This window comes from Novosphingobium sp. PP1Y (genome assembly GCF_000253255.1).
Classification (GTDB): domain Bacteria; phylum Pseudomonadota; class Alphaproteobacteria; order Sphingomonadales; family Sphingomonadaceae; genus Novosphingobium.
The window spans coordinates 106,522-121,115 of record NC_015583.1; the positions used below are offsets into that span (position 1 = coordinate 106,522).

At 62.4% G+C, this 14,594-nt stretch carries 10 protein-coding genes; 2 read left to right on the forward strand and 8 right to left on the reverse strand.

What is annotated here, in order from left to right; genetic code table 11:
- Positions 1–14 precede the first annotated feature (14 nt).
- From PP1Y_RS01530 to PP1Y_RS01555, 6 genes are all read right to left on the reverse strand, one after another.
- Positions 15–1,907, reverse strand: a complete 1,893-nt coding sequence (locus tag PP1Y_RS01530) for a sialate O-acetylesterase (RefSeq protein ID WP_041558189.1) — start codon at positions 1,905–1,907, stop codon at positions 15–17.
- Positions 1,904–2,791 carry an SMP-30/gluconolactonase/LRE family protein gene (locus tag PP1Y_RS01535; protein ID WP_013836346.1) on the reverse strand — a complete coding sequence of 296 codons (888 nt, stop codon included), beginning with the start codon at positions 2,789–2,791 and terminating at the stop codon, positions 1,904–1,906. Before PP1Y_RS01535 ends, PP1Y_RS01530 begins: the two co-directional genes overlap by 4 nt.
- On the reverse strand, positions 2,782–3,564 hold the full coding sequence (locus tag PP1Y_RS01540; protein WP_013836347.1) for an SDR family NAD(P)-dependent oxidoreductase: 783 nt from the start codon (positions 3,562–3,564) through the stop codon (positions 2,782–2,784). The genes PP1Y_RS01535 and PP1Y_RS01540 overlap by 10 nt, the downstream gene beginning before the upstream one ends.
- Before the next feature lie 127 nt (positions 3,565–3,691).
- Positions 3,692–4,816 carry a fumarylacetoacetate hydrolase family protein gene (locus tag PP1Y_RS01545; protein WP_013836348.1) on the reverse strand — a complete coding sequence of 375 codons (1,125 nt, stop codon included), beginning with the start codon at positions 4,814–4,816 and terminating at the stop codon, positions 3,692–3,694.
- 92 nt (positions 4,817–4,908) lie between these two features.
- On the reverse strand, positions 4,909–6,573 hold the full coding sequence (locus tag PP1Y_RS01550; protein WP_158511823.1) for a glycoside hydrolase family 43 protein: 1,665 nt from the start codon (positions 6,571–6,573) through the stop codon (positions 4,909–4,911).
- A gap of 31 nt (positions 6,574–6,604) precedes the next feature.
- The gene (locus PP1Y_RS01555) at positions 6,605–8,701 is read right to left on the reverse strand and encodes an alpha-glucuronidase family glycosyl hydrolase (protein WP_013836350.1); all 2,097 of its coding nucleotides are present in this window, start codon (positions 8,699–8,701) and stop codon (positions 6,605–6,607) included.
- Positions 8,702–8,888: 187 nt separating this feature from the next.
- Between PP1Y_RS01555 and PP1Y_RS01560 the strand changes: the two genes are divergently transcribed.
- The gene (locus PP1Y_RS01560) at positions 8,889–9,977 is read left to right on the forward strand and encodes a glycoside hydrolase family 43 protein (RefSeq protein WP_013836351.1); all 1,089 of its coding nucleotides are present in this window, start codon (positions 8,889–8,891) and stop codon (positions 9,975–9,977) included.
- Positions 9,978–10,158: 181 nt separating this feature from the next.
- On the opposite strand, the gene PP1Y_RS01565 is transcribed toward PP1Y_RS01560, so the two are convergent.
- Both PP1Y_RS01565 and PP1Y_RS01570 read right to left on the reverse strand, forming a co-directional pair.
- Complete coding sequence (locus PP1Y_RS01565; protein ID WP_013836352.1) at positions 10,159–11,970, reverse strand: IlvD/Edd family dehydratase; 1,812 nt, start codon at positions 11,968–11,970, stop codon at positions 10,159–10,161.
- A gap of 15 nt (positions 11,971–11,985) precedes the next feature.
- The gene (locus PP1Y_RS01570) at positions 11,986–13,134 is read right to left on the reverse strand and encodes an aldose epimerase family protein (RefSeq protein WP_041558191.1); all 1,149 of its coding nucleotides are present in this window, start codon (positions 13,132–13,134) and stop codon (positions 11,986–11,988) included.
- Positions 13,135–13,271: 137 nt separating this feature from the next.
- Here PP1Y_RS01570 and PP1Y_RS01575 point away from each other — a divergent pair, with 137 nt between their 5' ends.
- Entirely contained in the window at positions 13,272–14,591 is a 1,320-nt protein-coding gene (locus tag PP1Y_RS01575) for a sugar MFS transporter (protein WP_013836354.1), read from the forward strand.
- The last annotated feature ends 3 nt before the right edge of the window (positions 14,592–14,594 follow it).

Genomic DNA, 14,594 nt, shown 5'->3' on the forward strand with positions numbered 1-14,594 from the left:
CAATGCGGGCCTGTTCAGCGCGAGGCGATATCGAGTTCGAAACCGGGTAAGGGCATGGCCTTGTCATCGTATGCGTTGACGACCGGGCTGTCGGCCCAGGCGTAGCGAACACGGGTCGCAGGCTTCCCATCGTCAGCCAGCAGCACGCTGGCGCCGTCCACCCGCGCCGCTGCATAGCGGCAGGTCGACTGGGTATCGCCGCACAGTTCGAATGCGAGCGGGCTGCTTGCGCTCCATGCGACGAGCTTCCCAGCAACACCGGCAAAGCGGACCCGCACATTTTCTCCGTCGCGCATGGCATTCACCGGCTCAGGCAAGGCAATGCCTTGCGCTGCAAGGGCAAGCCGATGGCCGAGCACCTGTTTGTTGGCAGGATGGATATCGGTGCGCTCACCGATGTCGATGGCAGTCACGAGTTCGGCGTTCTTGTCAGCCAAGACCGATTGACGCTGCTCTTCGCGCAAGTCTGCCCAACCGGAATTGGTCGGAGCCAGTTGCACCGGCCCATAGTTGGCAAGCTGAACCACGAGCATACGCATGTCTGATGAGAACTGTTTGCGCCAGCCTGCAAAGAGTTCGCGCATGCGGTCGCGATAACCGGGAAGGTCGACATCGCTTTCACCCTGATACCATGCCGCGCCCTTGAGCGCGACATGGCCTAGCGGCGCGACCATGGCATTATGGCGAACGCCGATACCGGCATTGGTATCCCAGGGACTGCGCGGGGGAAGCTCCTTCATCGGTGCCTTGCTGTAGCGCCAACCGTCAGCCAGCGGAACCGCGGCCCCGCCGGCAGGCGTGAGGCTCAACTTGTCCGCAGGCGAAGTAAATCCGCCCGTGCTCCACGTATTGGTGGCGGCAACGATGATTTCATTCCTGCCCGGCTTGAGAAAGCGAGCGGGCACTTCATAATTACGCTCGACGTCCCAACCGAAGGTATTGCCGACCGGATGGCCGTTGACCCAGGTCATGTCGATTTCGTCGATGACGCCAAGCGACAGTTTGGCCCCGCCTTTCGCCTGAGCCGGAGTCAGATCGACTTCCCTGCGCAGCCAGACGGTTCCGATCGGGCTTTCGACAAGGGGCGAGCCCTTCCATTCGTTCCATACGCTGATCTGCGGCACGGGCTGCCATTGCAGACTGTCCGGCTTGACCCAGGGCGCCGTGCCGCCGGAATGCTGAAGATACCAGTTCTCCCAGGTGGGAGCGAAACGCGCGACTGTACCCAGTTCATCCGAACCGAACGATCGCAGCATGTCCATCTGCTCGGCGCCGTAAAGGGCCTTGCCGCTTTCGGGAGTGAGCCAGACGCGGATTTGCGAACCGCCATAACTGGAATTGATCACGCCCACGGGCACGCCAAGGGTGGCGCGCAGCTCGCGCGCCATGAAATAGCAGGCGGCGGAAAAATCGCGAACTGTATCGGGAGCGGCTGCCGCCCACTGTGCAGGCGTGCTGAAACGCGCTTGCGGACTTACCGCTGATCCGTCGGGTACGCGCAGCAAGCGCAAGCCATCGTCCGCAGATGATGCGATTTCCGTGGCGGCATTGAGGCCCTGTTTCACCATGAAGGCCATGTTGGACTGCCCAGAGCACAGCCAGACATCGCCCACCAGCAGATCGCGGACCTGACGGTTGCCGACCGTGAGGGTGAGAGGAGACCGGCTTGCTTCATGGGCCTTGAACTTCAGCGTGAAATACCCGTCGCTGCCTGCCACGGCTTCGCTGCTCTCATCGCCGAGCGAGCCGCTTACGCGCTCACCGGGATCGGCGCGCCCTTCAACTGCAATCGGCTTGCCGCGCTGGATCACTGCATGATCGGTCCAGTACGGTGAAAGAGCGGGAGCCGCGAGGGCCGGCATTGAGGTACCGAGAAGGGCAAGCGCCAGGGGAAAGCGATAGGTCATTTCATCTCCACCGGTGTCGTGGCCAATCCGGCCACTTCGCTGCGGAAGGTAAAGAGCCCGCCTGCCTGCGGCTGGGCTTCCAACGCGGCCCCATCGAGGCCCTTTCGCGCGGTCGTGACGAAGGCACTCCGCAGATCCGCTCCGCCAAAGGCAAGTTTGGTGACGTTTGCGACCGGCAAGGGCACGGTTTCCAATAGCCGCCCCTCAGGTGAATAGCGGGCCACTGCCCAGCCATTCCAAAGGCCGGTCCACACGCATCCTTCGGCATCGACGACAGGACCGTCCGGATAGGCCTCGGCAAAATCCTGCGCGATGTCCGCGAAGAGGCGGGGTGCGCCAGGCAAGCCGTCTTCGCCCAGCTCCGCTACGTATATCTTTCTGCCAAGGGTATCGGCGAAGTAGACGAGGTCTGCGTTTCCGTTCACCGCCGGACCGTTGGTAATGGTGACGCCCGTAGGACCGACCGCGACGATGGAGCCGCGTTCATAGCGATAGAAGCGCCCTGTTTCCTGCTGCTCGCCATCATCCATCGATCCGAACCACACGCGCCCTGCCCGGTCGGTGCAGGCATCGTTGAGGCGATTGTCCGCCGGTTCGCCGGGAACCGTCGCCGTCTTCTCAAAATGCCCCGGATGCGGATCGATCAGGTGCAGGCCGCTCTTCAGTCCGGCAAGCAACCGACCAGCACTGGTCGGAAGGACCCAACCCACCTGGTCGGGCGCATCGATCCGGCGCGATGTGCCGCCTTCAGGATCGAAGCGCCATACTGCGTGCCCCTTGATGTCGACGAACCACAAGCACTGACGCGCCGTGTCCCAGACAGGCCCCTCGCCCAGCATCGCGCCGGCATCGAAGGCAAGCGATACCGGGCCGCTCACCGCCATCCGGCATCCACCCAGTAATTGTGCGATGTGCAGAACCGCCCGTCATCGGATGCCAGAAACAGCGCCATGGCAGCAATGTCCTGCGGCTGAATACGACCGTCCAGACATTGCGCAGCGACAATCTCGGCCTCACCCTCGGGCGAGTACCACTGCATCTGCCGCGGCGTCTGGACATTGCCGGGAATCACCGAATTCACGCGAATGCCGGAACGGCCCAATTCCCGCGCGAGACTGCGTGTGAGACCCTCTATGGCCGCCTTTGCAGTCTGGTAGATGACCAGGTCTTCAAGGCCGAGATGCCAGCTGATCGATCCGAGGTTGATGATGCTACCGCTGCCGGCTGCCTTCATCGCCGGGATCACGGCCTTTGCGGCGAAGAACTGATGCCGCAGGTTCACTGCCATGCGTTCGTCCCAATAATCGGGCGTGATGTCTTCAATTGCGTGGCGGTCGTCGTTTCCAGCATTGTTGATCAGGACATCGCAGCCGCCAAGGGAAGTGAGCATCCTGTCGAGCACCTGACCAAAGGCTTCGATATCGGTTATGTCGCAAAGCTCGAAGTCCGGCTTGAACGGTGCATTCGCAAGTCTCTTGACCAGGGCCAGCGACGCCTCTTCCTGGATGTCCAGGAAAGTCACCTGCGCACCTTGGAGGGTAAACGCCTCGACCATGCCCTCACCGATACCGGAAGCGCCACCGGTTACGATCACCCGCTTGCCCGACAGGCTCGGATAGATCGCGTGCCGCGCCTCGACGTTCGCTTTGTCTGCCATTATCTGAGCCGACCTGTCGCAGCTGTGTTTTTCATTACCATACTGGTTCATTCCTTATCGACGCTTCCGGCACTTCTGACCGGCAACTGCGCCTGTCCGGTCGGATAGCTACCGTGTGCCATGCGCTTCAGACCTTCTCGATCAGGCCTCGCGCGGCGAGATTTCGCATCAGGGCCGCAATGCCCATCGTCCAGGGGGGAGCCTCACGGGAAGTGGTTACCACATTGGACAGGCTTCCGAGCTTTTCCGAACGAATGGTGACCTTGTCGCCGAGCTTGTGCGTGAACCCACCGCCGGGCGTGTCGCGATCCTGGGTCGGCGCGAACAGTGTGCCACAAAAGAGCACGAAACCATCCGGATAGTGATGCTCGCTCAAAGTCTGGTTCACCAGATCGAGCGGATCGCGGCTGATCTCGCTCATTCGGTTCGTGCCTTCGAGCCGATACCCGTCGGTGCCCTCGATCAGAAGGTCGACATTTGCGGAACGCACATCGTCGATCGTGAAACCGTCGTCGAAAAGACGGATGAAAGGGCCGATCGAGCAGGACGCGGTATTGTCCTTGGCCTTGGACAGCAGAAGCGCCGAACGACCCTCGAAATCGCGGAGATTGACGTCGTTGCCGAGGGTCGCGCCGACAACCGTGCCACTCGCATCGGCGACAAGCACCACTTCGGGTTCGGGATTGTTCCAGCTCGAATCCGAGCGCACGCCAATCAGTGCGCCATGGCCGACCGTCGAAAGAACCGGCGATTTGGAAAAGACTTCGGCGTCGGGTCCGATCGCGACCTCAAGATATTGCGACCACATACCCTGATCGATCAGCGCAGTCTTGAGCGCCATGGCCTCGTCGCTTCCCGGAACGACGGACCGGATGCCGCTGCCGACACGCTCTTCCAGCAGATCGCGGATTTCGGCGGCCTTCGCCGCATCCCCGCGCGCCCGTTCCTCGATCACCCTCTCGATTGCAGAGAGGGCAAAGGTGACGCCGCAGGCCTTGATGCACTGCAGATCGACAGGTGAAATCAGGCGCCAGCCTTCGGGCAGGCCGTCCTGCACTGCACCGATGTGCCGCCCACCCGAGAAGCTGCGCCGCGCGACGGCACCCGACATCGTCGCAACCTGCTCGGTAATGTCGAACAATTCGCCATTCCGGATTGCGATAACATGAGGCCCGCACTCACTTTCTGCACGTCCGGCGAACAAGCCTTCGCGGAAATCCGCGGGCAGGATATCTACTAGATTGTCGGGCATTGGCCCCGAATCCCCTCCGTTTGATAGCGCTATCATAGATTGATTCATGCCTTTCGGCAAGTCCTGCACGTTCGATAATGGCAAGTATTCGCCTATTGATTAGTGGAGGCCTGCTGCGCGAATGGACCGATTACAGTTCCGGTGAACAAACCGCCGTGCACAGAAGCCATGTGTTCAACGTTCTGGCCGCGCACAAGATATCGCCAGTCGCCCTGCCCTGCCGGACGCCAGGCGAAGTCGGCGGTTCCCCGGTCGAGAGAAATGGCGAATTCGACCGGTCCTCCATCCGATAAGGGCATGCTGGCAACGGTTACGCCGCTTTCAGGCTGATCCGCGCTGCGCCTTTCGCGCAAGGCTATCCTTTGCTGCCCCTCGACCCTCGTGATCCCGATGCTGATGAAATGGTCTTCGTTCATAAAGGCCATCAGGCCGGCATAGTCGTCGTCCCGTTCGGGCGTAAAGGCAATCTGCGCGCTGACGCGTGCCGTCTGCTGGCGCAGGCGCCGACCGAGAAAGGCGGGCTGCCCATCCAGGCTCCCCGGCGCGACCGGGCGGGCCGTCAGGTCCAGCCCATTGTCGATCCGATACCACGGCGGTCCCGAGGGATCGCGCAGTTGCAGCCATTGCGCCGCCAGTTCTAGACCGGCGAACGTGTCCCGCCAGTGAGTCAAGTCCACTTTACCGTCGGTGGCTAGGGCCGGCCGCTTTGCCGTCAGGGGAACGGCGGCGCCTTTAGGCAGGATCAAGGGCCAACCGTTCTTCCAGGTCACCGGGAGTAGAAACGTTTCGCGACCGAGCAGCGTCGACTGCCCTTCGAAGGGCACTGTGGCAAGGAAGACCGCCCACCAGCTGCCATCGTCCAGACTCACGAAGTCCGCGTGGCCGGTCGCTTCGACACGCGAGGGGCGATCCGCCGGCAGATCGCGCTGCGTCAGGATCGGATTGACCGGACCGGCTTCATAAGGGCCATCGGCCTGCCGCGAGCGATAAATGGTCTGCGAATGGTCCTCTGCAGTGCCGCCTTCTGCGGCTGTCAGGTAATACCATCCGTCGTGCTTGAAGATATGCGGTCCTTCGGCCCAGATTGGCTTGTCTTCAGGATGCACTCCGCCATCGACCAGGACCTTGCGCGGGCCGAACATCTTGCCCGAGGCAAGATCGATGCGCTGGATCCAGATGGCGCGATGCCCCTCATAACGGGGTTCGCCTTCGGGCGCACCATTGTTGACCACCCATGCGCTGCCGTCCTCGTCGACGAACAGCGACGGGTCGATGCCTTCGAAGTCTAGCCAGACCGGATCGGACCAGGGGCCCTCAGGCCGGTCCGCCACGAGCATGAAGTTTCCGCCACATCGCACGCATGTGTCGAGAATGCGAAACTTGCCGCCGTAATGGCTGATGGCGGGTGCGAATACCGCATCGTTGGTACGCATGCCCTTGAAGGAAAACATGCCGGGCCGGTCGATGGCGTTCCCGATCTGCCGCCAGTTCACAAGGTCGCGGCTGTGGTAGATCGGGATCCCCGGAAACCAGGCGAAGGTCGAATTGACGAGGTAGAAGTCCTTGCCCACCTTCACCAGCGAAGGATCGGGCTGGAAGCCGGGCAGGACTGGATTGCGGAATTCGCCCGGAGCCGTATCTGGCTGGGGACCAGCCTGATATTCCACCTCGGCCACGTGCGCGACAGGTTGTGCGGCGATGGCTCCCGGCAAACTGGCCGCGGCCATGGCAAGGATCAGGTACCTGCTGCGGATCACGTTGCTCTCCTTCTTGTCTCGTTCGCCAAAGTCATGGATTGCCCGGGGCATCGGGAAAGCGCAGGGCCTCGTACCAATCGAGCCCATGCGCAGGTGGCCGGGCTCCAGACGGCAAGGGGCAGCCGCAGACCGTGCTGAAATAGGCGATAGACGCATCGCGCCACCAACGCGCTTCGCGCTTCTGGATCGCCAGGAATTGCGCAACATCGCGATGGCGCTGCGCATCGACATAAGGTGACAGTTCGGCCCACTGCGCAGCCATCGCGTCCACCCCGGCAACGCCGCGATCGTACCGCGCGACCAGTTCGGCCCACAATGTGCTGCCGGACCGTGTCCGAAATTCCCACGGAAGATGATGGAACCAAAGCAGGTAGTCTTCATTGCCTGTCGCGGGATCCGCCCATTGCGCCGCGACGCTCGGCGCGTATTGGGCCAGTGCATTGCTGCCTGTTGCCATCCGGTCAAAGCCGATACCCGACTTGTCTGCGCGGTTGTAATAGGTTGGGTTCCATTCGGGTCGCGACAGATCCGATACCCAAGGCGCCGGGCCGTAATGATGTCCGGTGCCCATCTGGTGGGCAAGCCCAAGTGGGGTCATGTAATCGACTACGGTCTGCCGGCTGCCGACCATCATCTCCGCCAGAGGCACCGTAAAGGCGGGATCACGGCTGAAAGTCTGGGCCGCCCATTCGCGCGCGATAGTATCGGCTGTCAGCTCCGGGTACCAGGCGAGCCGACCAAAGGCATACCAGTTGGCCTGATCGAAATGTCCGCCGGTCCAGTTGCGGTCAGATCCCGTATTCGCGACGCCAGCCATGCCACCCTGCGCCAAAGTCTGCGCTACGCTGAGGGTCCGGTTGCCCTTGCCATGGCCGGTATCTGCATCCAGCGTTTCGGTCCAGAGCGGCGCGAGGAACGCGAGATGGGTCGCAAGGCCCAGATATTCCTTGGTGATCTGTGCTTCCAGCATCATTCTGGTGTGCGGCATTGCGCCGAACAGGGGGTGAAACGGTTCGCGCGGCTGGAAATCAAGGGGTCCGTTCTTGACCTGAAGGATCACATTGTCGGCGAATTTTCCGTCAAGAGGCTTGAATTCCTCATAGGCGAGTTTGACCCGATCGGCCTCCGAACCGCTTGCGTAGACGAAGGCACGCCAGATCACCGTGCCTCGACTTCCGAGCGCCTGCGCCAGCATGTTCGCGCCATCGGCATGGGTACGACCATAGTCCTGCGGACCGGGCTGGCCTTCCGAATTGGCTTTGACCAGGAATCCGCCGAAGTCGGGAATGGAGGTATAAATCTCGTCGGCCTTTTCCTTCCACCAACGGCGAACTTGCGGATCGAGCGGGTCGGCAGTGGTCAGTCCGCCCAGGTCGCGGGGAGCAGAAAAGCGCGCTGACAGGAATACGCGGATGCCGAAGGGGCGCCATGCATTCGCCAGGCGGGCGAGCTTTTCGATGTAACGCGGCGTCAGCATCAGGGGCGACGCATTGACGTTGTTCACGACCACCCCATTGATCCCGACCGACGCGTTGGCGCGGGCGTAATCGATGAGGCGCGGATCGAGATGATCCGGAAGCAACCACCAGTCGAATATCGAGCGGCCGGCATAGCCGCGCTCCACAAAGCCATCGGGGTCATCCCAATGGTCCAGCATTCGCAGCGGAAGGGCAGGAGCCGAGGTCAGATCGATGGCGTCCAGATCCTCGCCGCTCGCCACATGACGCAGCAGCGCAAAGCTGCCGTAGAGGAGCCCGATATCGTCATTGGCGGCGATGACGACACGGCCATCATGCCCCAGTGCAATACGATAGGCCCCGCTCGGCAATCCTGCCAGCTGCCTTGCCAGACCGGCATCTTGTCCGAAAAGGCGCCCGGCCCGGGCGAGGACTGGCGCTTTACCCTTACCCGACTGACCGAGCATGGCCCCCAAGCCACGCGCCAGCTCCGCTTGAGCAGCCTGCGTGATCGGCGAGGATTTGCCGAGCAGTTCAGGAGTTCCAAGGCGCGCGTTCACCGCGCTTGCGGTTGCCTCGTCCAAGGGAGCGTACCGCAGCCAAAGCGCATAGCCGTCTTCGGCGCGGGCAGGCCCTGCCTGGATCGCGCACAGCGATACAAACAGCAACATGCCAATGCGCGCAAGGATCGACACCTGTCCGGCGCCAGAAGCGAAACCTCTCCCAATCATGCTGGTAGCGCTATCATACGGGCACGCACAGTCAAGTCTCGATAGTTCGGCTTGCAAATGAGGTAATGGTAGCGCTATCTATCACGCGATGAGGTGGGGAATGGACCCACATCGCGGAGAGGAATAGATGCGCAGATCCCATGTTTTGTTCATAAGAACCGCGATTCTCGCGGGGGCGGCGGCAGCGATAGCCGGTTGCTCCAAGCCGGAGGAAGCACCCAAGGCGCAAGAGACGGACAAGTACATCGCGCAGCCTCTCGTTACCGAGATCTTTACTGCGGACCCTTCGGCCCATGTATTCGACGGGAAGCTCTACATTTATCCCAGCCACGACATCGATACCGGAATTCCCGACGATGACCTGGGCAATCAATATGCGATGCGTGACTATCGCGTATTGGAGCTGGACAAGCCCGGCGGGAAAGTAGCCATCGGGCCAGTCGCGCTGGATGTGGACGATGTGCCCTGGGCCAGCAAGAGCATGTGGGCGCCTGACGCGGCATACAAGAACGGCACCTATTTTCTCTACTTCCCGGCCAAGGACAAGGACGGAATCTTTCATATCGGGGTGGCGACCAGCGACAACCCGATGGGTCCGTTCAAGGCGGAACCCGAACCGATCAAGTCCAGCTTCTCCATGGACCCTGCGGTATTCACGGACGATGACGGTACCAGCTACATGTATTTCGGCGGCATCTGGGGCGGACAGCTACAGAAATGGGCGAGGGGGAAATACGATCCCTCGATCGGCGATGTCGATCTGAAGCAGGACGACAAACCCGCCCTGATGCCGAAGGTCGCCAAGATGGCGCCGGACATGAAGGAATTCGCCGAAGCGCCCCGCGATGCCGTGATACTCGACACGGGCGGCAAACCCGTACTTGGCGGCGATCACGACAAGCGCTTCTTCGAAGCCTCGTGGATGTACAAGCGCGGCGGCAAATACTACTTCACCTACTCGACCGGCGATACGCATTTTCTCAACTATGCGATCGGCGAAAATCCATACGGACCGTTCACATATACCGGGCACATACTGCTGCCGGTGCAGGGCTGGACTTCACACCATTCGATAGTCGATTGGGATGGCAAGACCTGGTTGCTCTTCCACGACACGCAGTTGAGCGGGAAGAACCACCTACGCAACGTCAAGATGACCGAGCTGCATTTCAATGCCGATGGGACGATCCGGACGATCGATCCCTTCAAGCACTGATTTTCCATTGAAAGGGGCCCGGTTCCCGCCCGCATCGGGCAGGAACCGGGCCCTTCGCATTGCGGCTTTTGAGATCGGATAGACCGTAGCCGGAGTCGGGAGGCGTACACCGAAGCCGGGCCCTGCGGAGTGATGGAGTGCTGAGCGAAATCCATCACTCCTGCCCTCCATCACTCCGTGTTTAGTGGTTATCGCGCGGCAGGCCCATGGTCTGGGCGATGCGCTGGTATTTTTCGGATCCTTCAAGGATGGCGCCGGTATCCATTTGTCCGACGATGCTGCGCTGGATCTCCTGCCAGGGTGTTTGCGACGCGGGATAGGGATAGCCGCCGCTTGCTTCCAGGTCGGCGCGGCGCTGTGCCAGTTCCTCGTCGGATATGAGGACGTTGACGGAGCCCTTGCCCAGGTCGATCCGGACGCGGTCTCCGGTGCGCAGGAGGGCGAGGCCGCCCATGGCCGCGGCTTCCGGGCTGGCGTTGAGGATCGAAGGGCTGCCGCTCGTGCCCGACTGGCGGCCATCGCCGATGCACGGCAGGGCCGAGATGCCCTCGGTAATGAGGTAGGCAGGCGGGCGCATGTTCACAACTTCGGCGGCTCCGGGATAGCCGATGGGGCCGGCTCCGCGCATGAACAGCAGCGTTTCGCTGGTGATGCCGGTTGCGGGATCGTCGATGCGGTGGTGGTAGTCTTCCGGGCCGTCGAACACCACGACCGGGCCTTCGAAGGCATCGGGGTCTGCCGGGTTGGAAAGATAGCGTTCGCGAAACTCCGCGGAGATCACGCTGGTCTTCATGATCGCGGCGTCGAACAGGTTGCCCGACAGGACCAGGAAGCCGGCTTCCTCGACCAGCGGCTGGTCGAAGGTCTTGATGACGCGCTCGTCCTCGATGGTGGCATTGCGGCAGTTATCGCCCATGGTCCTGCCGTTGACGGTCATGGCCCCCTCATTGATCAGGCCCTGCTTGATGAGCTGGGCGACCACTGCGGGCACGCCGCCGGCGCGGTAATAATCCTCGCCAAGGTACTCACCGGCCGGCTGCAGGTTGACCAGCAGCGGGATCTTGTGGCCGATGCGTTCCCAGTCCTTGAGCGGCAGGTCGACGCCGATGTGGCGGGCGATCGCGGCGAGATGGATCGGGGCATTGGTCGAGCCGCCGATGGCGGCGTTGACGGCGATGGCGTTGTGGAATGCCTCGAGCGTCAGGATGTCCGAGGGCTTGAGATCCTCGTGTACCATTTCGACCACGCGCTTGCCGGTGTGGTAGGCACATTCCTGCCGGTCGCGATAGGGCGCGGGGATCGCCGCCGAGCCCGGCAGCATCATGCCCAATGCCTCGGCCAGCGAATTCATCGTCGTGGCCGTGCCCATCGTGTTGCAGTATCCCGTCGAGGGTGCGGACGAGGCGACGAGCTTGATGAAGCCTTCGTCGTCGAGTTCGCCTGCCGCCAGCATCTGCCGGCCCTTCCACACGATGGTGCCCGAACCGGTCCGCTCGCCCTTGTGCCAGCCATTGAGCATGGGGCCGACCGAGAGCGCAATCGCCGGGATGTTGACCGTTGCCGCGGCCATGAGCAGCGCCGGGGTCGTTTTGTCGCAGCCGGTGGTCAGGACCACGCCGTCGATCGGATAACCGTAGAGCGCTTCGACGAGTCCGAGATAGGTCAGGTTACGGTCGAGGCCGGCGGTCGGACGCTTGCCGGTCTCCTGGATCGGATGGACCGGGAACTCGATGGCGATGCCGCCGGCTTCGCGGATGCCTTCGCGGATGCGCTCGGCCAACACGATGTGGTGGCGGTTGCAGGGCGACAGGTCGCTGCCGGTCTGGGCGATGCCGATGATCGGCTTGCCCGACCGCAGTTCCTCCAGGCTGAGACCGAAGTTCAGGTACCGCTCGAGGTAGAGCGAGGTCATGTCGATATTGTCGGGATTATCGAACCAAGCGCGCGATCGCAGCTTCGCGGATGGCGCCTTGGGAGGATTCTGGTTTGTCATGGCGGTTCGTTTCGATCAGCGCGAAGTGGAGAGGCGATAGATCATGACATGCCGGTAAGGCTTGCCGGGATCGACACGGGCGGAGACGAAGTCGGGATGATTGGGCGCATCGGGGAACTTCTGCGGTTCGAGCGCGATGCCATCGCCCATCCGGTACAGGTGGCCCTGCTTGCCCACCAGCGTCCCGTCAAGGAAATTGCCGGAGTAAAATTGCACGCCCGGCTCGGTGGTGAGCACTTCGAGCACGCGGCCCGACACGGGGTCCTCGAGCCTTGCGGCAAGCTGCGGCGTGGCGGTCACGCCCTTATCGAGCGCGAAGTTGTGGTCATAGCCCCTGCCGAAGACGATCTGCCGGTCGGTTCCATCGCGCAGTCCGTCCGCGACGCGGCGCGACTGGCGAAAATCGAACACGCTTCCCTCGACCGGGCGCAGTTCGCCGGTCGGGATCAGGTCCGCATTGACCGGCGTGAACCGGCTGGCCGGGATCGTCAGCATCTGGCCCGTCGCGCCATCGCTCGACCCCTCGCCGGCCATGTCGAAGATCGCGTGATTGGTCATGTTGATGACCGTTGGCCTGTCGGTCCTGGCCTCGAAGGCAATGCCGAGGTTTCCGGCCTCGTCGAGGGTGTAGGTAACCGTGGAGACGACCTTGCCCGGATAGCCTGCATCGCCGTCCGGGCTGACGTGGCTCAGCACGACGCTAGCGGTCGGACCGGACTTCACGGAGACGACCTGCCACGCGACCTTGTCGAAGCCATGACCGCCGCCGTGGAGGCTGTTGTGGTCGTCGTTGAGGGGCAGCTGGTAGGTCTTTCCGTCGAGGGTGAAGCGGCCACCGGCGATGCGATTGGCATAGCGGCCAACCGTCACGCCAAAGTAATTGGGATGCTCGACATAGTCGGACAGCGTATCATACCCGAGGACTACGTCGGCGATCTTGCCATGGTTGTCCGGCGCAAGCAGCTTCTGCAGGGTGGCGCCGTAGGACAGGATCGTGGCCGAGATGCCGTTGTCGGCCTTCAGGGTGATCGCGCTCACTTCGGTGCCATCGGCCAGGGCTCCGGCGATTTCGCGCTTCGCCTCGGCCGCATGCGCGGATGGGCAAAGGCCTGTCGCCATGACTGCCAGGGCCGCGCCGGCCAGTGCCTTTTTCAGATTCCTCATTCCCGATCGCTCCAGACCCTGCGTGGAATTTTTGCGGCCCATTGACGGGGCCCACACCGCGATATAGTCCGACAAATGGAAAAAGCGCAAGCCGGTTCGCAAAGGAAGTCGCGCGGACCCCGTTCGAGAGGATAGACATGCCTACAGTTGTCTCGTCGTCCGGCACATCCGCCGAAACCGCGCAGGAAACCGCAATTCGCTATGGCCCGGCGCTGACCCTGCTTGCCAGCCTCTTCTTCATGTGGGGGTTCATCACCGTCATCAACAACACGCTGCTTCCGCATCTGCGCAGCGTGTTCGAGCTCAATTACACCCAGACCACGCTGATCGAATCGGTCTGGTTCATCGCCTACTTTGTCGCCTCGATTCCTTCGGCCAAGCTGATCGAGCGCATCGGCTACAAGATGTCCCTGGTCGTGGGCCTGCTCATCATGGCCGCGGGCGCGCTGGGCATGATGCTGGCAGCCGGCATCCCGTCCTACGGCGTCACCTTGACGATGCTGTTCGTGATCGCCAGCGGGATCACGCTCCTGCAGGTGGCGGCAAATCCCTATGTCGCCATCGTCGGCAAGCCCGAGACCGCCTCTTCGCGCCTCAACCTGGTGCAGGCACTCAACTCGGCCGGAACCATGCTCGCCCCGCTCTTCGGCGCCTACCTGATCCTGGGCCGCTCCAAGAGCGGCACCTCGGCGGTGGGTACGGTGCTCAGCGAAGCCGAGCGCATGGCCGATGCCCAATCGGTGATCCTGCCCTACGGGCTGGTCGCGGTGGTGCTCGTAGTCCTCGCCATCGTCATCGCCCGCTTCCCGCTGCCCGCCATGGGCACCGCCAATGCCCGCGTGGCCAAGGAAGAGCGCAAGCACCTGTCCTTGTGGAGCCACCGCAACCTGGTCTTCGGCATCCCCGCCATCTTCATCTACCTGATCGCGGAGATCGGCGTGGCCAACCTCTTCGTGAACTTCGTCAGCCAGCCTGACATCGCCAATCTGACCCATGAGCAGGCCGGTCGCTACCTCACGTTCCTGTGGGGCGGCATGATGGTCGGCCGTTTCGCCGGCTCGGCGATCATGCAGCGTTTCGATGCGGCGAAAGTCCTCGCCGTCTTTTCCGTCGGCGCCTTCGTGGTGATGCTGGTCACCAGCTTCGCGCACGGCCCGGTCGCGATGTGGTCGCTGATCCTCGTGGGCCTGTTCCACTCGATCATGTTCCCGACCATCTTCACCCTTGGCATCAAGGGGCTGGGGCCGCTTACGGAGGAAGGTTCGGGGCTGCTGGTAATGGCCATCGCGGGCGGCGCGCTGGTGATCGTGCAGGGCTGGATCGCCGACAACTACGGCCTCCAGACCTCCTTCCTGCTGACCGCGGCCTGCGAACTCTACGTGCTGTTCTATGCGCTGTGGGGCAGCAAGCCGACGCATGCCCTGCCCGATGAGGTGCTCGAAGCACAGCCGGTCTGAACC

What these genes read in the sequence shown, in the direction of transcription:
- PP1Y_RS01535 (WP_013836346.1), bottom strand. Translation starts at nt 2,791, where the DNA reads ATGGCGGTGAGCGGCCCGGTATCGCTTGCCTTCGATGCCGGCGCGATG.
- PP1Y_RS01530 (WP_041558189.1), bottom strand. Translation starts at nt 1,907, where the DNA reads ATGACCTATCGCTTTCCCCTGGCGCTTGCCCTTCTCGGTACCTCAATG.
- PP1Y_RS01540 (WP_013836347.1), bottom strand. Translation starts at nt 3,564, where the DNA reads ATGGCAGACAAAGCGAACGTCGAGGCGCGGCACGCGATCTATCCGAGC.
- PP1Y_RS01560 (WP_013836351.1), top strand. Translation starts at nt 8,889, where the DNA reads ATGCGCAGATCCCATGTTTTGTTCATAAGAACCGCGATTCTCGCGGGG.
- PP1Y_RS01575 (WP_013836354.1), top strand. Translation starts at nt 13,272, where the DNA reads ATGCCTACAGTTGTCTCGTCGTCCGGCACATCCGCCGAAACCGCGCAG.
- PP1Y_RS01545 (WP_013836348.1), bottom strand. Translation starts at nt 4,816, where the DNA reads ATGCCCGACAATCTAGTAGATATCCTGCCCGCGGATTTCCGCGAAGGC.
- PP1Y_RS01570 (WP_041558191.1), bottom strand. Translation starts at nt 13,134, where the DNA reads ATGAGGAATCTGAAAAAGGCACTGGCCGGCGCGGCCCTGGCAGTCATG.
- PP1Y_RS01555 (WP_013836350.1), bottom strand. Translation starts at nt 8,701, where the DNA reads ATGTTGCTGTTTGTATCGCTGTGCGCGATCCAGGCAGGGCCTGCCCGC.
- PP1Y_RS01565 (WP_013836352.1), bottom strand. Translation starts at nt 11,970, where the DNA reads ATGACAAACCAGAATCCTCCCAAGGCGCCATCCGCGAAGCTGCGATCG.